General features: G+C 32.6%; 15 protein-coding genes. 2 read left to right on the top strand and 13 right to left on the bottom strand.

What is annotated here, in order from left to right:
• Window positions 1-78 precede the first annotated feature (78 nt).
• A complete protein-coding gene (locus LPB88_RS11220) occupies window positions 79-1,641 on the top strand; it encodes a hypothetical protein (RefSeq protein WP_230715494.1) in 1,563 nt (520 codons plus the stop codon).
• A gap of 188 nt (window positions 1,642-1,829) precedes the next feature.
• The gene (locus LPB88_RS11215; RefSeq protein WP_230715493.1) at window positions 1,830-3,641 is read left to right on the top strand and encodes a hypothetical protein; all 1,812 of its coding nucleotides are present in this window, start codon (window positions 1,830-1,832) and stop codon (window positions 3,639-3,641) included.
• 59 nt (window positions 3,642-3,700) lie between these two features.
• On the opposite strand, the gene LPB88_RS11210 is transcribed toward LPB88_RS11215, so the two are convergent.
• From LPB88_RS11210 to LPB88_RS11150, 13 genes are all read right to left on the bottom strand, one after another.
• Window positions 3,701-4,129, bottom strand: a complete 429-nt coding sequence (locus tag LPB88_RS11210) for a glycine zipper family protein (RefSeq protein WP_230715492.1) — start codon at window positions 4,127-4,129, stop codon at window positions 3,701-3,703.
• A gap of 297 nt (window positions 4,130-4,426) precedes the next feature.
• On the bottom strand, window positions 4,427-5,704 hold the full coding sequence (kynU, locus tag LPB88_RS11205) for a kynureninase (RefSeq protein ID WP_230715491.1): 1,278 nt from the start codon (window positions 5,702-5,704) through the stop codon (window positions 4,427-4,429).
• 174 nt (window positions 5,705-5,878) lie between these two features.
• Window positions 5,879-6,928 carry a tRNA preQ1(34) S-adenosylmethionine ribosyltransferase-isomerase QueA gene (queA, locus tag LPB88_RS11200; protein ID WP_230715490.1) on the bottom strand — a complete coding sequence of 350 codons (1,050 nt, stop codon included), beginning with the start codon at window positions 6,926-6,928 and terminating at the stop codon, window positions 5,879-5,881.
• Between the two features lie 378 nt (window positions 6,929-7,306).
• Window positions 7,307-8,530, bottom strand: a complete 1,224-nt coding sequence (locus LPB88_RS11195; protein WP_230715489.1) for a 3-phosphoshikimate 1-carboxyvinyltransferase — start codon at window positions 8,528-8,530, stop codon at window positions 7,307-7,309.
• A 134-nt stretch (window positions 8,531-8,664) separates the two neighbouring features.
• Entirely contained in the window at window positions 8,665-8,991 is a 327-nt protein-coding gene (locus LPB88_RS11190) for a nucleotide pyrophosphohydrolase (RefSeq protein WP_012022600.1), read from the bottom strand.
• 179 nt (window positions 8,992-9,170) lie between these two features.
• On the bottom strand, window positions 9,171-11,183 hold the full coding sequence (locus tag LPB88_RS11185; RefSeq protein WP_230715487.1) for a DUF3857 domain-containing protein: 2,013 nt from the start codon (window positions 11,181-11,183) through the stop codon (window positions 9,171-9,173).
• A gap of 4 nt (window positions 11,184-11,187) precedes the next feature.
• On the bottom strand, window positions 11,188-13,095 hold the full coding sequence (locus tag LPB88_RS11180) for a DUF3857 domain-containing protein (RefSeq protein WP_230715486.1): 1,908 nt from the start codon (window positions 13,093-13,095) through the stop codon (window positions 11,188-11,190).
• Window positions 13,096-13,158: 63 nt separating this feature from the next.
• Window positions 13,159-13,611 (bottom strand): D-aminoacyl-tRNA deacylase, encoded by a 453-nt coding sequence (gene dtd / locus LPB88_RS11175; protein WP_230715485.1) that lies wholly within the window; start codon window positions 13,609-13,611, stop codon window positions 13,159-13,161.
• A gap of 177 nt (window positions 13,612-13,788) precedes the next feature.
• Window positions 13,789-14,766, bottom strand: coding sequence for a ribosome small subunit-dependent GTPase A (rsgA, locus tag LPB88_RS11170; protein ID WP_230715484.1), 978 nt, complete (start codon window positions 14,764-14,766; stop codon window positions 13,789-13,791).
• A 311-nt stretch (window positions 14,767-15,077) separates the two neighbouring features.
• Entirely contained in the window at window positions 15,078-16,160 is a 1,083-nt protein-coding gene (locus tag LPB88_RS11165; protein ID WP_230715483.1) for a bifunctional 3-deoxy-7-phosphoheptulonate synthase/chorismate mutase type II, read from the bottom strand.
• A 20-nt stretch (window positions 16,161-16,180) separates the two neighbouring features.
• Entirely contained in the window at window positions 16,181-17,038 is an 858-nt protein-coding gene (locus LPB88_RS11160; RefSeq protein WP_230715482.1) for a prephenate dehydrogenase, read from the bottom strand.
• Window positions 17,039-17,234: 196 nt separating this feature from the next.
• On the bottom strand, window positions 17,235-18,380 hold the full coding sequence (locus LPB88_RS11155) for a pyridoxal phosphate-dependent aminotransferase (RefSeq protein ID WP_230715481.1): 1,146 nt from the start codon (window positions 18,378-18,380) through the stop codon (window positions 17,235-17,237).
• A gap of 72 nt (window positions 18,381-18,452) precedes the next feature.
• Window positions 18,453-19,289: a prephenate dehydratase gene (locus tag LPB88_RS11150; RefSeq protein ID WP_230715479.1), complete on the bottom strand. Its 837-nt coding sequence runs from the start codon at window positions 19,287-19,289 to the stop codon at window positions 18,453-18,455.
• Between the last annotated feature and the right edge of the window lie 257 nt (window positions 19,290-19,546).

The raw sequence follows: 19,546 nt of genomic DNA, 5'->3' as shown, positions 1-19,546 counted from the left end.
TGTAACTTAAAGCTAAAATACTGTAAGAAACATCGCTTTTAAAAGTCTAAATTTATGTATTTAAAACCAATACTATAAATGTCTGTCTATAAAAAAATAGCAATCTGTATAATTCCCCTTCTCTTTTTTGTGATTTTAGTCAATATTGGTCTTAATTATTGGATAAAAAAACAATTACCAATCATTATACACGAGAAAAACAAAACTGCTTATAATATTAATTACGAAAAAATCGAAGTATCGCTTTGGTCGAGAAATATCGATGCACAAACCTTATTGGTTTACCCAAAAAACCAACCAGAAAACAGTAAAACAAAAATTGGTATATACTCCAAAATAGAATCCATTAGCATTAAACATTTTAATATTTGGAATTTAGCTTTTCACGATATTATTCAGGCCGAAAGCATTACGATTAATAAAGCGCGAGTGATTTTATACAAAAAAGACGAGAAGCTTATCAACAATCGCAATAGTATCGAAACCCAAATAATTGAACCTTTCCATAAAATAATTGCTGTTTCTAATATTTATCTCAATGAAGGAAGTGTTGATGTAGTTTCTTTAAAAAATGATAAACCCATTTTCAGCATTAAAAATATCCTTTTGAAACTGGAAGGAATTTTAATTTCTGATGCCACATTAAAAGAAAAAATTCCAATGCATTTCGAAAAATATGTTTTAATCTGTGATAGTCTTTATTATAAGCCGAATGCATTTTATCATATGAATATTGGCAAAATCAGTATGCAAAATCGTTTTTTAAGAATTAAGAATTTCTCTTATTTACCAGAGTTCAACAGGAAAGATTTTGTTCGAAAACTAGAAAAGGAGAAAGACATTTATACGATAAAACTCGACTCGGCAGATATTGAAAAAATGGATTGGGGTTTTAAAAATGATCGTTTCTTTTTTAAAGCAAATTCGATTGTTGCTAATCGTGTTGAAGCTAATATTTATAGAAATAAAATACCGAAAGATGATTTGAGTAAAAAATACCTCTACAATGCTTTATTGCGAAAAATTAAGTTTCCGCTTCAAATCGATACCGTTCAAATTCTTAAATCAAAATTGATTTATGAAGAAGAAATTGATTTCGCAAAAGGCCCCGGAGTTTTAAATTTCGATCATTTTAATATGCAAATTACTAATATAAAAAGCGGTTTTGGACTAAAGGAAACTGCTGATGTAAAAATAAAAGTGAATTGTCAGTTCATGAAAACATCACCTTTAGAAGTTGATTGGAGCTTTAATGTTCTGGATCAAAAAGACAGTTTTCATATTCAGGGAACTATCTCGAATTTTAATGTAGCAGCAATGGAGAGATTTACAAAACCCTACATAAACTCTTCGTTTACGGGAACTTTCGACAAATACCGCTTCAATTTTTATGGAAATGATAATACCGCAAAAGGAAATGCTTCACTGGAATATGATAACTTAAAAGTAAAATTGTATCAAAAGAAACATCGCGAAAAAGAAGCTAAACTAAAAACGGCAGTCGCCAATTTATTGCTAAAAAATGACTCAGGAGACGAAAGTAAAAAAGCTGACGTTGAACTTAATCGTATTCCCGAAAAGTCGTTTTATAACTTTTTATGGAGAAGCATTGCAGAGTCTTTAAAGAAGATTTTGATTTGATATTTTTTTTTCGCCACGAATTTCACGAATTTTCACGAATTAATATTTTGCTCCCTCTAAATCAAATTAGTGAAAATTCGTGGCAACCTTTCTCTTATAAAAATTTCAACCATTTATAAACCTGATAATTATCAGGTTTATAGTAAATTCTTTTTCTAACATTTGTTTCTATTTTAATTTAAATACAAATGACAAAAAAGCCTTTGCATACTTTTCATATTCCCGTAATGGGACTCGCATATACGATTGACAGCCCAATTAGAGTGGCACAATACGGTATTTCGTCTGTTGTCTCTATCGCTGATGACGATTTAATTGAAAAGATGCGTAATTTTTATAGTACGAAGTTTAATTTTCCGTACGAAGAGATAAGTCAGAAATTTCACGACTATAGAGCACAAAGAATTACATCCTATCTTAATTTAGTAGATAAAATTGTAAAAGATAAATTTGAACATTTTAAAACTGAATTGATAGAAAGCAAAGCTGCTGTAGAAAATTATATTGCGATGTTACCCAATACTTCAGACATCAAAAAAGGTTTTCAGAATTTGCTTGAAGATGGAATTTCTTTCAAAGAAAATATTCAAAGTTATATCGAATCACATCTTTCTCCGGGGCTAATTGATGTAAATATCATGACAAAACTGGACAAAGACAATTTCGACAAAAACGAACAGCTTCCTATCGAATTTAATGATGCTCACGCAGCTTTAAGAGGTTTTGCTAATAGTAATCTGGAATCTTCTGTAGTACTTTCAGCAGGAATGAATCCGAGATTGTATAGCTATTTTGAAAATTTTTCAGATTTCTTTCCGAATTCAAATAATGAACTTAAAAAGAAAATCATATTAAAAGTAAGTGATTTTAGATCTGCTATGATTCAGGGAAACTTTTTGGCCAAAAAAGGGCTTTGGGTTTCTGAATACAGAATCGAATCCGGACTAAATTGCGGCGGACACGCTTTTGCTACAGACGGACTTTTATTAGGTCCAATCTTAGAGGAATTTAAGCAAAAAAAGGATCAGCTTATTCAATCTGCACATGAGTTGATGACAAAAGTATTACAGCAAAAGCAAATTTACGCACCAGAAAATCCTTTGCCTCTTAAAATTACGGTTCAAGGTGGTGTAGGAACTGCTGAAGAACACGAGTTTTTATTAGAAAACTACAAAGTTGATTCTGTTGGCTGGGGTTCTCCGTTTTTATTAGTTCCCGAAGCAACTTCTGTAGATAAAGCAACCCGAGAATTGTTGATGAATGCTAAAGAACAAGATTTGTATTTAAGTCACATCTCGCCTTTGGGAGTTCCGTTTAATACTTTGAAGGGAACTACAAATGAAATTTTAAAACAAAAAAGAATCGAGCAAAATAAAGCCGGAAGTTCTTGTCCGAAAAAATTCCTTGCTTTAAGCAAAGAATATGATCCGGAGGGAATTTGTACGGCTTCGAAAAAATTTCAGGATCTTAAACTTGAAGAATTGGAAAACAAAAGAGATACACTTTCTCTTGAATCTTTTCAAAAAGCAAAATTTGACATTACCGAAAAATCTTGCTTGTGTGTAGGTTTAGCAAATGCTGCGTATTTAGAAAATGATATTAAAATAAAAGGTCAGGCACAAGGTGTTGTAATCTGCCCTGGGCCAAATATGGCTTATTTTGATCAAGAAGTTTCTTTGTCTGATATGTTGGGACATATTTATGGAAATAAATCAATTCTAAGAACTGAAAACAGGCCAAATATTTTTGTAAAAGAATTGAAAATGTACATTGATTATTTCAGAAATGAAATAGATTCCATTTCGGGAGAAATCACTAATTCACAACTAAAAAAATGGAACACCTTTAAAGCAAATATTCTGGAAGGAATTGAATATTATCAATCTTTACTTTCACCAGCTTCTTACTTTAAAGAAGATTTAAGTAAAATAAAAAAAGACTTTGATTTTTATAAATTAGAATTATCTCAAATTAAGATTCCAACTTTAGAATTAGTATAAAATAGAAACCCCGATTCAGAAACCTGAGTCGGGGTTTTATAATTATAGATCTTAAATGTCTATTCTTTTTTCTTCTTGCTTCCGTCAATGATTGCACCTGTTCCAGCACCAACGCCTGCTCCGGCCAAACCTCCAATTATGGCTCCTTCTCCTTTTTTCTTGCTTATAACGGCTCCGGTTACAGCTCCAACTCCTGCACCAATTACGGCTCCTTTAGCGGCTGAACTCCAACCTTTCTTTTTAGCTGTAGTTGGTGTTGCAGTTTGATTAGCTGGTTGATTTACCACTACGACCTTTTGAGATTCCATTCTTTTTTCCTCTCTTAAGTTTGCCATTTCTGTCCTCATTGAATCAATAACTCTTTGTCTGTTAATTTCAACTTTCATCGAATCAATACTAGCTTGTTTTGCTTTATTAATATCTGCTTTCCCTTGATTTTGACAAGAAACGATGAACAATGCAGCAATAAATATATATAAGGCTTTCATGATTTGTAGTTTTAAATAATTATTACACTACAAAGTAAGGTCTCTTTATCTGGATTGAGTTACATGATTTTGCAGAAAGGTTATAGAATTTGAAGATTCTATTGAATTTGAACATAGATTTTTTTAAACAAGTATCTAAAAATAATCTCGCAAAGACGCAGAGTCGCAAAGTTTTTTGTTTCACGCAGATTTTAAATTGATTTAAGCAAATTTTTTTTAATCATTTTAATCCTTTAATCTGTGGCTGAAAAGAATTTTGCGGCTTCGCGTCTTTGCGAGATTAATTCGCATTTATTATTACTTTCCTAAAATTCCCTTTTTCAGAATTTGCCCAAAATCGAACATATCTTCATAAGAACAATAAAGCGGAACTGGTGCTAAACGAATTACATTAGGTTCACGCCAATCTGTAATTACACCATTTTTCATTAAATAATCGAATAAACTTCTTCCTTCTCCATGTAAAAGAACAGATAATTGAGAAGCTCTTTCTTCTAGAGTTGATGGTGTAATAATTTCGAAATTACCTTTTACCTCTTTATCAATTTCATGTAAAATAAATTCCAGATATGCCGTGATTTTATCTCTTTTAGTGATTAAAGCATCCATACCAACTTCTGCAAACATTTCTACTGAAGCTAAATAGGGTGCTAAAGAAAGCACAGGCAGATTACTAATTTGCCAACCATCTGCTCCGTGAACCGGATCAAAATTAGGTTCCATTTTAAAACGGCGTTCTTTATTGTGTCCCCACCAACCTGCAAATCTTGGCAAATCCGGATTATTATGGTGTTTTTCATGAACAAAACAACCAGAAGCATTTCCTGGTCCTGAATTCATGTATTTATAACTGCACCAAGCAGCAAAATCTACATTCCAATCGTGAAGCTGTAATTTGATGTTTCCGGCAGCATGCGCCAAATCCCAACCTACTTTTGCACCGGCTTTATGACCTACAGCAGTAATCGTTTTGATATCAAAAACTTGTCCGGTATAATAGTTTACACCTCCAATTAAAACCAAAGCCAATTCATCGCCAACTTCTTCAATTTTTGCCAAAACATCTTCAAGTCGAATATTATGTTCTCCTTCTCTGCGTTTGATTTCTACAATTGCATCTTCTGTTTTATAACCATGAAAATGAACCTGACTCTGAAACATATATTGATCTGAAGGAAATGCTTTTTCTTCGCAGATAATTTTATAACGTTTCCCCTTTGGCTGATAAAAAGAAACCATCAACAAATGAAGATTCACCGTCAAAGTATTCATTACTGTAACTTCTGATGGTAAAGCGCCAACTATTTTACTCAATGGCTCAGCAAATCTTTCCTGATAATCCCACCAAGGTTTATTGGCATAAAAATGTCCTTCAACAGCAAGATCTGCCCAGTCGTTCATTACTTCGTCAATGTAAGCTTTGGTACGTTTTGGCTGTAATCCTAAAGAATTCCCCGTAAAATAAATAACGCGTTTATCATTTACTTTCGGAAAAATAAATTGATCCTGATAGTGATTTAATGTGTCTTGCGAATCAAGCTCTCGTGCAAATTCGCGTGTATTTTGAAAAGTCATCTGTTTTGTTTTGAGCCGTAAAAATAAGGAAAATGTTTCTTTTGTTTCAGGTTTCAGGTTTCAAGTTTTTATTGTTGCGGAAAACTTGAAACCTGAAACCTGAAACTTGTAACCCTCTTAAAACAAAAAACCCATCATTTCTGACAGGTTTTATATTTTATTTGAATTATCTAATTAGATAATCAACATTGCATCTCCGTAAGAATAGAATTTGTATTCTTCTTTGATTGCTTCTTCGTATGCACGTTTCATTAAATCATGTCCACAGAAAGCAGAAATCATCATTAATAATGTTGATTTTGGTGTATGGAAATTTGTAATCATACAATTTGCAATACTAAAATCGTGAGGAGGGAAAATAAATTTATTTGTCCATCCCTCATAAGGATTTAAAGTGTTTTGAGAAGAAACTGAACTTTCAATTGCACGCATTGAAGTTGTTCCAACAGCACAAATACGTTTTTTCTTTGCTTTTGCATCATTTACAATATCACAAGCTTCTTGTTTAATGATCAATTCCTCAGAATCCATTTTGTGTTTAGATAAATCTTCAACCTCAACCGGATTAAAAGTTCCTAAACCTACGTGAAGTGTTACTTCAGCAAAATTAATTCCTTTGATTTCTAATTTTTTCAAAAGGTGTTTTGAGAAGTGTAAACCAGCAGTTGGTGCTGCTACAGCTCCTTCTTCTTTTGCATAAATAGTTTGGTATCTTTCAGCATCTTCTGCAGTTACCTCTCTATTGATGTATTTAGGAATTGGAGTTTCTCCAAGTTCTGTTAATTTGTTTCTGAATTCTTCGTAAGAACCGTCATATAAAAAACGTAAAGTTCTACCACGAGAAGTCGTGTTGTCAATTACCTCAGCAACTAATGAATCGTCGTCACCAAAATAAAGTTTGTTACCAATTCTGATTTTACGAGCCGGATCAACCAAAACATCCCAAAGACGTTGTTCTGAATTTAATTCTCTTAATAAGAAAACTTCAATTCTTGCTCCGGTTTTTTCTTTGTTTCCGTACAAACGAGCCGGGAAAACTTTAGTATTATTAAGAATTAAAACGTCACCGTCATCAAAATAGTTGATAACATCTTTGAACATTTTGTGCTCTATAGTTTGTTTTTGACGATCGATTACCATTAAACGAGATTCGTCTCTGTTCTCTGCTGGAAATTCCGCTAAAAGTTCTTTCGGTAAATTAAATTGAAAATGTGATAATTTCATCTGAGAAAGTTATGAGTTATAGATTTTCGATCAGGATTATTTGAACACCTGATTTTTAATCGTGTGCAAATATACGACTGTGAGATAGGCGTTGTCAAGTGTTTTGATGTTTATTTTCAAAAGTCGTTGATTCAGTGGAGTTTCCGATTGAATAAAAATCAAGTTTTACCTATTTTTTCACCATATAAGAAAGATAAGTTCATTTAATTTGGATTCTTGAAAAATCAATGATGGTTTTATTCGGCTAAAGCCGAATAAAAAGACATAAAAAACCTCCAGTTAAAACTGGAGGCTATTCATTTTTTTGCCACGAATTCACGAATTATTTTAAAGTATGTATGAAAATTAAAATCGTGAATTCGTGGCGAATATTTTTTATTATAATTCTGAAATTTGGAAATCTAATGCTTTCAAATCATTCCAGAAATCAGGATACGATTTAGAAACTACTCCGGCATCTTCTATAATAATTGGTACTTTAAGTGCCAGAGGAGCAAATGCCATTGCCATACGATGATCGTTGTATGTAGCAATTTTCACATTATGATTGATATTTTCTGAAGCTATCAAAGTTAAACTATCATTTGTCACAGAAATATTGGCTCCCAATTTTGTAAGCTCAATTCTAAGCGCCTCAAGTCTGTCTGTTTCTTTAATTTTTAAAGTATGAAGACCCGTTAAATGACACCCAATTCCTAAACCTAAACAGGTCACAACAATAGTTTGTGCAATGTCCGGTGTATTATTTAATTCAAAATTTATCGCTTCAAATTTAAAATTCTCTTGTTTAACCAAAGTCATTTTATTGTCTTGAAACGTAGTTTTTACTCCTAATTTCTCATAAAATGATACTAATTCTGAATCGCCTTGTAAACTGTTTTCTTTGTAACTACTCAAAGTTATCGAAGCTGTATCTGCCAAAGCTACCAAACTAAAGAAGTATGAGGCTGAACTCCAATCAGATTCTACTACCATTTCTTTTGATGCAACCTCAGCTTTTGGATATACTTTAATCACATTTCCTTCAAAACTAGTTTGAATATCTAAATCATTCAGCAAAGCCAAAGTCATTTTAATATACGGAATTGAAGTGATTTCGCCTTCTAAAGTCAATTCTAAACCGTTCTCTAATTTTGACGCTACTAATAAAAGTGCCGAAATATATTGACTGCTTACGTTTGCTGCCAAAGTTACTTTTGAAGCCGTAACTTTTTTTCCTTTGATTCTAATTGGCGGATAACCTTCTTCTTTTTCATAAGAGATTTCAACTCCCAATTGTCCTAAAGTTTCTACCAAAATCTTTATCGGACGTTCCTGCATTCTGCTGGAACCTGTCATCACTACTTCACGACCTTCATGTACCGAAAAATAAGCAGTTAAAAAACGCATTGCCGTTCCTGCATGATGAATGTCTACAATTTCGTCATTTCCTATTAAGGCTTTCTGCATTACTTCGCTATCATCAGAGTTTGAAGTGTTTGCCAATGTAATATTCGGAAACAAAGCTTTTAACAATAATAAACGATTTGTTTCGCTTTTTGACCCTGTTACTGCAATTTGTCCTTTTAAGTTATGTTGAGTTGTTTGAAGTAGTAAATTCATTTTTTTAATTGTAAGTTGTAAATTATGAATTATGAATGATTAGAAACGTAATTCAGCTCCGCAATTTACCACTCCCCATTCATAATTCAAAATTCAAAACTCATAATTCAAAGCTTATGAGTGATATTTCACAATTATTTTAATTTATCGTTGTTTTTATGACGATCCTTATCCCTAACAGATTTTAAATCCATTTTTTTATCGAAAGCGGCTTGTAAATCGATTCCTGTTTGATTTGCCAGACATAAAACTACAAAAACAACATCGGCTAATTCTTCTCCCAAATCTTTGTTTTTATCACTCTCTTTTTCAGATTGTTCTCCGTATCTACGTGCAATAATTCGAGCAACTTCCCCAACTTCTTCTGTAAGCTGCGCCATATTAGTTAACTCATTAAAGTAGCGAACCCCGTGTTCTTTTATCCAGGTATCAACATCTAGCTGTGCATTTTTCAAATCCATGATTATATTTTTTAAGAATAATTTTTTCGTTCTGACTCGCAATTACTTTCTGAAAAAGGCTCTTTATTCCTTTATACGCGTCTGCTGCAAAAATACTATTGTTAATTTCTTTTGTACTCAAAATTTGGGTTTTATTTCCTTCATTTGAAATGTTTCAGAATATAATTTAAAAGCTAATATCAAATTCTTTTTAAAACTATTTTCTCTGTTTCTTTTGCAATCATTCCTTTATAATATTCTTTTAGCATTTCATACTTTTCAGCAGAAACGATTGCTTCGTTAATTTGATGTTGAATATTTAATTGCAATGTACTACCGTCTGAAGCAATATTAAATTTAAAGCTTCCTAAATTATCTTCCATATTAAGAATCACCGCTTTTGGAAGAGTTTCAATTGCAAAACCTTCTGGAATCTTAATGATAATATTATATTTATCTAAAAACGGGTAACTAAAATCTACCGGATATTCACGAACTTCCTGTTTAAAAGGATTTTTATCATCAGTAAAAAACAACATTGGGCTTACATAAATCTTACCCCCAATTACTTCGCATAAATTATTTCCTGTAAACGAATACGTCTCTACAGTTGGCAACAAAATGTCTTTTTCGTTTGTTCTGGCATACTCGTTGATCTCAATTTTATTGTTTAGATTTTCAAGTTTCTCAAGATACTCCTCTTCTTTCACCCCGTCAATATTACCTCTGGTAACCATTGCATTATAATCTGTACATTGTCTTCTGGTTTTTCCTGTAACCTTACCCTCAGCATCAATACTATAATTCATAAAAATATTATCACTTGATGGTTTACTAGGCATCAAATCAATTTCCTCAGATGTTCCGTCTTTTCTAATTAATCTTCCAGACCAGTTTAAAACTCTTAAAGGCAAAATGTTTGGAGTTGAAAATTTCTCAGTAGCATCAATTAAAATATTTCCGGTTGGAGTTTCAACTGCTGCAATTACATAATTAAAAGCATTTCTATTTGGGAACAAAGCAATACCGTTAGAACGTGTACTTACCAAAACCGGATTTGCTGTTAAACCAGAGTAACGCAACATCGCAGTAAGCATTAAATTAATATCAGCAACATTACCTGTTTTTTCTTTGTATGCTTTTCTAACTCCGCTATCGCAGCTGTATCCAAAATATTCATTCCATTTTACAGTAGCTTTTACGTGATTTAAAATTGCCCAAATCTTTTCTTCAGGAGTGTTTTTTCCTGCAAGTAACGTTTTTAAATCATCTTCAAAATATCCTGTTTTATTCAATTCAGGTCCAAAATCATCATATTCGTAGATTGTTTTTACTACCGAATTCCAATCGGTTGAATATTCTTTCATTGGTGAATTTGGAAATTTTGTCAATGACAATTCGTGCTCAACACTTGAAATATAATTATCAATATTATTTACAAAAGCTTCCTCTTTCATTGCCGGAAAATCTATCGCTTTATAAGTAGTTTGACTCTCCATATATTCTACTTTATCTGATGAAAAAGTAGTATGAGAAACATTACCATTATCTGATCTTTCCTTACTTGTTAACATTACTGATTTAGGATTTTTTAGCGTAGAAGTTTTAGGGAAAATATACCCTTTTTGTCTTGAATTATAAACATAATATTCAGGAATAAAAGTTGAGAATTCAGAATAATTTACCGGAATAGAGGTTTGAAAATCCCAGTCTCTAATCATTTTACTAGGAGATTTAATTGTATATCTAAATTCTATTACAGATCCTTCTTTAACATTAGGCATTGTAATCTTTTTTTGCCCTTTGTATTTATTCAACACTTCATCAAAAGTACCATCACTTTTAAGTTTTGTTTTTTCAATTTTACCATTTACCAAATTATAAGTAACCGCATCCGTAAAAAACACGCGTTCCTTAAAACTACTTTGATTATAATACCAAACTTTTTGATTGGCCCAATCGTACCCTTCTTTTTTATAAATTTTGATTCTGGTTTCAACATCAGTTAAGGTAATAAATCCATCATTCGAATCGTACTCAATTCTTGCTTCTCCCTTTGTATACAATATTGCTGCAACCGCAGAAGAATCTTTTGGATGCACTTTTTGCTCCAGTTCTGCAACGGATACTTTTCCTAATTTAAATTCTTGTGCCTTTACATTTGTAATAAATGACAATAGAATTGAAAGACTAAAAAGTTTAATAAATTTCATTTGGCTAGTTCTTGGTTAGTATTATTTTAGCATTATCGTTTCTTGACACTTGCTCTATAAAAAGGCGATATTCGTCATATTCTTTATTTGAATATTTTCCCTTGTTTAAAAACATCGAGCGTTTATAGGTCAGTTTATTATTTTCTTTTTTAATGATTTCGGTTTTGTATTCTCCAAATTTTCCTTTTAATTCAAAGTTTGAAGGCAAAAATTCAATTGTAAAACCTGCCGGAAGATTAATTTCGATCTCATCAGTATCTAAATAACCACGTTGAATTTGAAATGGATTTTTCCTGTTTCTGATGCGTTTTACATTTCCTTTATTTTGATTGAATGCATCAATTGGGAAAATCATTTTATTGGCAGAAATTGCTCCGTAATTTATAGCACTCAACTGAACATCTTCGGTAAAACGAATACTTTCTTTATCGTTTGTAAAAGTTATTTTTCCAAGTTTCAAATTATTGATATTATCCCAGTATTCTTTATAATGAGCTTCTTTTTCTGTTGGCTGTAATGTTTCTATTCTGGCTTTTGAGCTATACTGAGAACCTTCTGAAACAATTGATAATGAACCCGAAAAATTACCATTTTCATCTATAGTATAAGTTCCTTTGTCTTTTTGTGCATTACCCACATCTTCGTACAGTTTTGTTCTAACGATTTCCCCTCCTTCCGGTTTAATTACCAGAACATCCCTGTCATCAGTGAAAGTCCCTTGATAGCCAAAAGGATCATTCTGGCTCGTACATTCTAACCAAGTATAACTTTTTCCTGTTGGAATTGCTAAAATAATATGATTCCCTTGTTGTGATACAAAATCTGATTGAATATCTCTTTTATAATTATCTCCATACAATTTTGTATAATATGATTCAACACCTACAGATTTCAATAAGGCTTTTGTATAATTTGTTAAAGCTTTACAATCACCGTATCCTAGTCTATCAACATCACCCGCCAACATTGGCTTCCATCCTCCAATTCCTTCTGCAATTGCAACATATCTTGCCTTTTTCTGCAAGTAATCATAAATTAACTTTGCTTTTTTTATAGGATCTTGTTCGGTACTTACCAAAGCCCTCATCTTAGATTTTGTCTCTTCCGAAATCTCATCAGTTCCTACTAATATTTTATCTGCCCACCATTTACCATATTCTTTCCAAGTTTTAGCATTTCCATCTACTCCTTCCAAATTAAAAAACTCTAATCCCATAAGCACCTTCGGATATAAATCACTAAAAGCAGGACTATACTCCTCAGATTTCTGAGCGACAATATTAGACGCAACATAATTAAGCTGCGTATCACTATCTAATATTTTTTTAATATTAAAATTCGAAAAATGATATTCTTTCTTTCTAAAACCTAAATTAGCAGGATAATTAACATTTAGTACATTTTTTTCAACACTTGTATAATACCCGCTTATTGGCATCCAACTTGGGATGAATGCAGTAGTAGAAGTTTCTGTTTCACTGTTAAAAACCACAGTGTAAGGATATGAAATTGGAGTATATTCTAAATAAAGATATCTATTATCAGAAATAAGTACTCCTTCATCAACCGCACTCACATCTTTAAAATCTTTTCTTTTGATTTTTTTTAATTCATTCCCAAAAGCATCATAAACAATTGCTTCAATACTCTTAACTGATGAATTTTTACTATATCCTTCAGCAGCATCAATTTCATGAGAACCTTTTTCATTAAAAACCGTTACAACACGTTGTGTTTTAACAATCATACTTCTTTGCGAAGCAATAGTAATATCAATCTGATTTAAACGTACAACAGCATTGGCATTTTCTTTAAGACTATCAGCAATTGTAGTTATTGCATATTCGCTTTTTTGAGCTGACGAAAGAAGAGTAACAAAGAAAAAAAGTAACGCAAAAAAAGGGTTTCTCATTAGTAAGTAATTTCGCCAAATATATATTATTTTTAGAAATCCTTAACATTTGTTTGTAAAATTTTACTCTCTGTTTTTACTGTCCATTATAATTGTTACAGGCCCGTCATTTAAGAGACTTACCTTCATATTGGCACCAAAAATTCCGGTTTGAACTTTTTTATTGAAATCTTTTTCTAATGCTTTCACAAAATTCTCGTACATAGGAATTGCAAAGTCAGGTTTTGCTGCTTTTATATACGAAGGACGATTGCCTTTTTTGGTAGAAGCGTGAAGTGTAAATTGGCTTACGACTATAATATCGCCATCAATATCCTGAACCGAGCAGTTCATGACATCATTTTCGTCACCAAAAATTCTCATTTTAATAATTTTCCCAACAAGCCAATCAATATCTTCCTGAGTGTCGGCCTCTTCAATTCCAACTAAAACTAATAATCCCTTTTGAATATCTGCTGTTTTATTATTTTCAACCGTTACTGATGCTGAAGAAACTCTTTGAAGAACTATTCTCATTTTTTTAAATTTTCAATTATAACAAAAAGATGCACTGCAGTGCATCTCTACAATAAACTATTGTTTAATATTATTTTTTTGATTGGAAACTGGAATCTATAAAATTTACTTATAAATAATTTTAATGGTAAAACGACCTATATAAAGTGTAAAATACTGTTTATGAGATGTAAACGACTATTTTCTTAGTTCGTCACTAGCTTTTCGATCTTCATCGTAAGAATCTGTACGATAATTTTCATCATCACCCTCCAGAATCTTCAAGTAACTATTGTAACGCGACCAAGCGATCTCGTCTTTTTCTAAAGCTGCCTTAATAGCACAATGTGGTTCTTCTTTATGCAAGCAATTATTGAACTTACATTGATCTTTTAGTTTAAAGAACTCAGGAAAATATCCGCTAATTTCAGATGGTTCCATATCTACAATTCCAAAACCTTTAATTCCGGGAGTATCTATGATTTTTGCATCAAAAGACAAGTCATACATTTCTGCAAAAGTCGTCGTATGCTGACCTTGTTTACTGGCTTCAGAAATATTTTTGGTTTTAAGATGCAAGGTAGGTTCCATAGCATTTACCAAAGTAGATTTCCCAACACCTGAATGGCCAGAAAACATACTTACTTTGCCAATCATCATTTCTTTTAATTCTTCGATTCCTTTCATTTCGGTTGAAGAAACTCGAAGACATTTATAACCTATTTGCTGATAAACATATTGCATATACAATTGGTCTTCAAGCGTAGGTTCATCAAAAGTATCAATTTTATTAAAAACCAAAATAGTTTCAATATTATAAGCTTCGGCAGTTACCAAAAAACGATCTATAAAATTGAAGGTTGTTGGAGGATTATTAATTGTGATTAATAAAAAAACACGATCAATATTAGACGCAATAATATGCATCTGATGCGATAAATTAACCGATTTACGAACGATGTAATTCTTTCTTTCGTGAATATTAAAAATCGTTCCTGTTACGGCATCCGAAGTTTCTTCGAGTTCATAATCTACAATATCGCCTACAGCAATAGGATTAGTACTTTTTATACCTTTCATCCTAAACTTCCCTTTCATACGGCATTCTATAAAATCACCACTTTGAGATTTTACGGTGTACCAACTTCCTGTAGATTTATATACGAGTCCTGTCATTATTTAATTTTAAATTGCTGATTTTAGAGTTTAGATTTAAGCTCTAAATCTTTGCAAAGATAAATGAATAATTTTAAACATAGCCCACGGTTTCAATCGTGGCGATAAAGATTATGATTATTGATTGTGTCCCCTCGATCAAAACCGCGGGCTATATAATTTAAAAACAAAAAATCCCCATCACTTCTTTCAAAGCGATGGGGATTTTAAAAAAAACAATCTATTTTTAATATTGTGATATAAGAAAATAAAAGAGCAAAATTTGCAAAAACTTAAATTAACTTATAGCACTTATAAATTTTAATAATCAATTATGCATTGAATACTTTTTCCTGGTGACCAATACTTTCCTGGTGAATAGCTTTGAACATTCTCAAAACAAACTCTTCAGTAAGACCTTTTTTCTCACCTTCCAAAATCATTTTCCCTAAGATTTCATTCCAACGATTGTTTTGAAGAATCGCTACGTTTGCATCTTTTTTCACCTGACCAATTTCGTCAGCAACTTTCATACGTTTTCCTAACAACTCTAATAAGTTAGCATCAAGAACGTCGATGTTAGCTCTTAGTTTTTTCATTTTTTGGCTGTACTCATCTGTAGTATCATCCGTTTTTCTGATAGTCAAATCTTTAATGATTTGTTTCAAAGCATCTGGAGTAACTTGTTGCGCAGCATCAGACCAAGCGTTGTCCGGATCGTAGTGCGTTTCGATAATCATACCATCGTAATTCAAATCTAAAGCCTCTTGAGTTACTTCAAAAATCATTTTACGATCTCCTGTAATGTGAGATGGATCGATGATTAATGGTAAATCAGGGAATTTATTTTGCAATTCGATAGCAATTTGCCATTCTGGAATGTTTCTGTATTTTGTTTTTTCGTAAGTAGAGAAACCTCTGTGAATAACACCTAATTTCTCGATTCCAGCCATGTGTAAACGCTCAACACCACCTAACCATAAAGCTAAATCCGGGTTTACAGGGTTTTTAACCAAAACGATTTTATCAGTTCCTTTCAAAGTATCAGCAATTTCCTGAACGGCGAAAGGGTTTGCTGTTGTACGAGCACCAACCCATAAAACGTCGATATCATGTTCTAAAGCTAGTTTACAGTGAGCTGCAGTTGCAACTTCAGTTCCCATCAATAAACCAGTTTCAGCTTTTGCTTTTTGTAACCATTTTAAACCAATTTCTCCAACACCTTCAAATCCTCCCGGACGCGTTCTTGGTTTCCAGATTCCTGCTCTGAACACACTAACTTTTGAATCTTTCAATTCGTGAGCAATTCTCAATACTTGATCTTCTGTTTCTGCACTACATGGTCCAGCTATCACAAGTGGGTGATTTAAATTGAAATCTTCTAACCACTTTCTCATTTCTTTCTTATTTTCCATCTTAATTTTTAGTTTTATTTTTATTTTTTAATAGTTAATCCGTTTAATATCTCTTTGATCTTATTTGTGCTTTCCATTTCCTCAAAAATGGCGTTGTAATCTTCTTCTTTTAACAAATCCCTAAACCGACTCAAATTTGAAATGTAAGCTTCTAGTGTTTCCAGAACGTGCTCCTTGTTTTGCTTAAAAATCGGTGTCCACATTGCGGGAGAACTTTTTGCCAGACGAACGGTGCTTTCAAATCCACTTCCCGCCATATCAAAAATATCCTGTTCGTCTTTTTCTTTATTCATCACCGTTTTACCAAGCATGAACGAACTAATGTGCGACAAATGCGAAACGTAAGCAATGTGTTTGTCGTGCGAAATTGGGTCCATGTATCGAATCCTCATTCCTATTTCGCTAAAAAGCTTTAACGCCTTTTCCTGCAATTTAAAAGTGGTTTTTTCCACTTCGCAAATAATGTTCGTTTTCCCTTTAAACAAACCTTTTATCGCTGCCGAAGGTCCTGAAAACTCCGTTCCCGCAATTGGGTGCGTTGCAATAAAATTTCTTCTTTTCGGGTGGTTCGCCACAGCATCACAAATTGGTTTTTTAGTCGATCCAACCTCAAAAACAATCGTTTTATCTCCAACCAAATCCAGCACTTTAGGCAAAACCGTCAATGCAACATCTACAGGAACTGAAACAATTACAAAATCGGCTTCAGCCAAACCTTCAAAACTTCCTGCCTGATCGATAACACTCAAATCAATTGCTTCCTGCAAGTGTTTCTCGTTATTATCTATTCCAAAAATAGTCGCATTTGGATGTTGATCTTTAATGTCCAGCACCATCGATCCTCCTATTAACCCTATTCCTATTACGTATACTTTCATATTTATTTTTATTTGAAGCAATTTTCTGCTATCCGTTTCAATCTTTTTTTCGGTAAAAACCTCAAAAAAGGATTTCCACTTCTATCAGGGCTAGGGCTTCACGTTTTTTCAAGACCTCTGATTTTCAATTTAATCTTTCTGTCACCAGACAATCTAAAGTCTAACATCTTGCTTCTTACTTCTAAAATCTTAATACTTAAAACCTATCAATCGCTTCTTGTACTTTTTCTTCTTTCACACACAACGAGAATCTGATATATCCTTCACCATTACTTCCGAAGATTGTTCCTGGTGTGATAAAAATATGTTTCTCGTATAATATTTCGTCAATGAACTTTTCTGATGATTCGATTCCTTCCGGAAGTTTTGCCCAAACAAAAAGCCCAACTCCTTCTTTATAAACTTTGCAGCCTAATTTCTCTGCTAGTTTTTCTGTTAATTCTCTGCGGCGTCTGTAAATTTTGTTCTGATCTTCGAACCAGGATTCATCACAGTTTAAAGCTGCAACTGCACCTTTTTGGATTCCGTAAAACATACCGCTGTCCATGTTACTTTTTACTTTTAGGATTGCATCAATAATTTCAGGATTTCCTAAAACCATTCCAACTCTCCAGCCCGCCATATTGAACGTTTTGCTTAATGAATTTAATTCTAAAGCCACCTCTTTTGCACCTTCAACTTGCAATAAACTCATCGGATTATCATTCAAAACAAAACTATACGGATTATCGTTAATCAATAATATATTGTGTTTTTTAGCAAAGGCAACCAATTTTTCAAATAACGCTAAACTTCCTCTCGCTCCTGTTGGCATGTGTGGATAACCCAGCCACATAATTTTTACTTTCGAAAGATCTAATTTTTCTAAAGCTTCAAAATCCGGTTCCCAAGCATTCGCTTCTTTCAAATCATAATAAACCGGAACCGCTCCAACTAAATTAGTTACCGAAGTATATGTTGGATAACCCGGATTCGGAATTAAAACGTGATCGCCCTCATTTAAAAATGCTAACGAAATATGCATAATTCCTTCTTTCGAACCCATCAAAGGCAAAATCTCATTATTCGGATTTAATTCAACACCAAATTGATTCTGATAAAAATCTGCCATTCCCTTTCTCAATTCCGGCAATCCCTGATAACTCTGATAACCATGCCCGTTTTCATCTTGAATTGCTGCGGCAACCGCTTCAATTACTGCTTTAGACGGACTCAAATCAGGGCTTCCAATTCCCATACTAATGATCGGTTTTCCCTCAGACATTAGTTGCCTTACTTCTCTCAATTTTGATGAGAAGTAGTATTCTTCAACTGTATCTAATCTTTTTGCTGTTGTAATCATTTTTTTTCTGCTTTAGGCTTTAAGCTGTATACTTTAGGCTCTTTTTACTTTTGACTTTCTAACTTCTAACTTCTAACCTATGTAAGGCTTAGTGTTTTTATATTCTCCCAGCACTTTAAAATATTCTGCCATTATATTTAATAACGTTTTGGCTTTTGCAAAATCTTCGTATTTTTCAAATGTTACATCTACGAAAAACGAATATTTCCAAGGTGTTTCAATTTTTGGAAGCGATTGAATTTTCGTTAAATTCAGTTTGCAATCACTCATTACATTCAAAACTGCTGCTAAGCTTCCTCTTTTATGATCTAATTCAAATTTGATTGAGGCTCTGTTGATTTCGTCTTCAGGCAAAAATGAATTCTGTTTTTTGATAATCACAAAACGAGTCATGTTGTTTTTGATCGTTTGAATTTCCGGAGCGATAATTTCAAGATCATACATTTCAGAAGCCGTTTTACTTGCAATTGCTGCAATTCCGGTTAGTTGTTTTTCCTGAATTCTTCTTGCTGTTTCAGCTGTATCTTTATCTTCAACCAATTTGATGTTTGGATATTGTTTCAAGAAATCCATACATTGTAAAATTGCCATTGGGTGCGAATGAACTTCTTTTATATCTTCAATTTTCTGACCTTTTAAAGCCATTAAATTTTGGTGAATGCTTAAATAATGCTCTCCAATAATGTGTAAATTATTCTTATCAATCAAAGCATAATTCGGAATAATTGGCCCTGCAATCGAATTTTCAATTGCCATAACTGCCTGGTCTGATTTTCCGGAAAGCAAGCTGTCAATTAATTCTTCAAAAGATAAACATTCATCAATTTCCACGTTTTCAGCGAAATACTCTTTCACTACCTGATGATGAAAAGAACCTTTTATACCTTGTATTGCAATTTTAGTTGTCATATATTCAAAAAAAAATCCTGATTTGCATCAGGATTGTATATTAGTTTTATTTGTCTTTTAAATTTTCTCAAATAACCATAGCACAATCCTCACTTCTACTAAAGAAGAAATAAAAAGAGTTGCTAAAATAAAAACGGTTATTAGACATTTTGTTTGTGTTTTTCAATAAATTCTCTGCGAATGTATAAATTAATTTCAGTGCACCAAAAAAAATATTGCATTTTATGAAACAAAAAAGGATTTCTTAACAAATTTAG

Origin of the sequence: Flavobacterium sp. JAS, assembly GCF_020991455.1 — a bacterium.
In the GTDB taxonomy this organism is placed as follows: Bacteria; Bacteroidota; Bacteroidia; order Flavobacteriales; family Flavobacteriaceae; genus Flavobacterium.
Note: the sequence above shows the minus strand (reverse complement) of the source record. Positions and strands in the feature narration are given on the sequence as shown.

Coding starts and splice junctions, on each gene's coding strand:
- LPB88_RS11220 (WP_230715494.1), top strand. CDS start 79: ATGTCTGTCTATAAAAAAATAGCAATCTGTATAATTCCCCTTCTCTTT.
- LPB88_RS11215 (WP_230715493.1), top strand. CDS start 1,830: ATGACAAAAAAGCCTTTGCATACTTTTCATATTCCCGTAATGGGACTC.
- LPB88_RS11210 (WP_230715492.1), bottom strand. CDS start 4,129: ATGAAAGCCTTATATATATTTATTGCTGCATTGTTCATCGTTTCTTGT.
- kynU (WP_230715491.1), bottom strand. CDS start 5,704: ATGACTTTTCAAAATACACGCGAATTTGCACGAGAGCTTGATTCGCAA.
- queA (WP_230715490.1), bottom strand. CDS start 6,928: ATGAAATTATCACATTTTCAATTTAATTTACCGAAAGAACTTTTAGCG.
- LPB88_RS11195 (WP_230715489.1), bottom strand. CDS start 8,530: ATGAATTTACTACTTCAAACAACTCAACATAACTTAAAAGGACAAATT.
- LPB88_RS11190 (WP_012022600.1), bottom strand. CDS start 8,991: ATGGATTTGAAAAATGCACAGCTAGATGTTGATACCTGGATAAAAGAA.
- LPB88_RS11185 (WP_230715487.1), bottom strand. CDS start 11,183: ATGAAATTTATTAAACTTTTTAGTCTTTCAATTCTATTGTCATTTATT.
- LPB88_RS11180 (WP_230715486.1), bottom strand. CDS start 13,095: ATGAGAAACCCTTTTTTTGCGTTACTTTTTTTCTTTGTTACTCTTCTT.
- dtd (WP_230715485.1), bottom strand. CDS start 13,611: ATGAGAATAGTTCTTCAAAGAGTTTCTTCAGCATCAGTAACGGTTGAA.
- rsgA (WP_230715484.1), bottom strand. CDS start 14,766: ATGACAGGACTCGTATATAAATCTACAGGAAGTTGGTACACCGTAAAA.
- LPB88_RS11165 (WP_230715483.1), bottom strand. CDS start 16,160: ATGGAAAATAAGAAAGAAATGAGAAAGTGGTTAGAAGATTTCAATTTA.
- LPB88_RS11160 (WP_230715482.1), bottom strand. CDS start 17,038: ATGAAAGTATACGTAATAGGAATAGGGTTAATAGGAGGATCGATGGTG.
- LPB88_RS11155 (WP_230715481.1), bottom strand. CDS start 18,380: ATGATTACAACAGCAAAAAGATTAGATACAGTTGAAGAATACTACTTC.
- LPB88_RS11150 (WP_230715479.1), bottom strand. CDS start 19,289: ATGACAACTAAAATTGCAATACAAGGTATAAAAGGTTCTTTTCATCAT.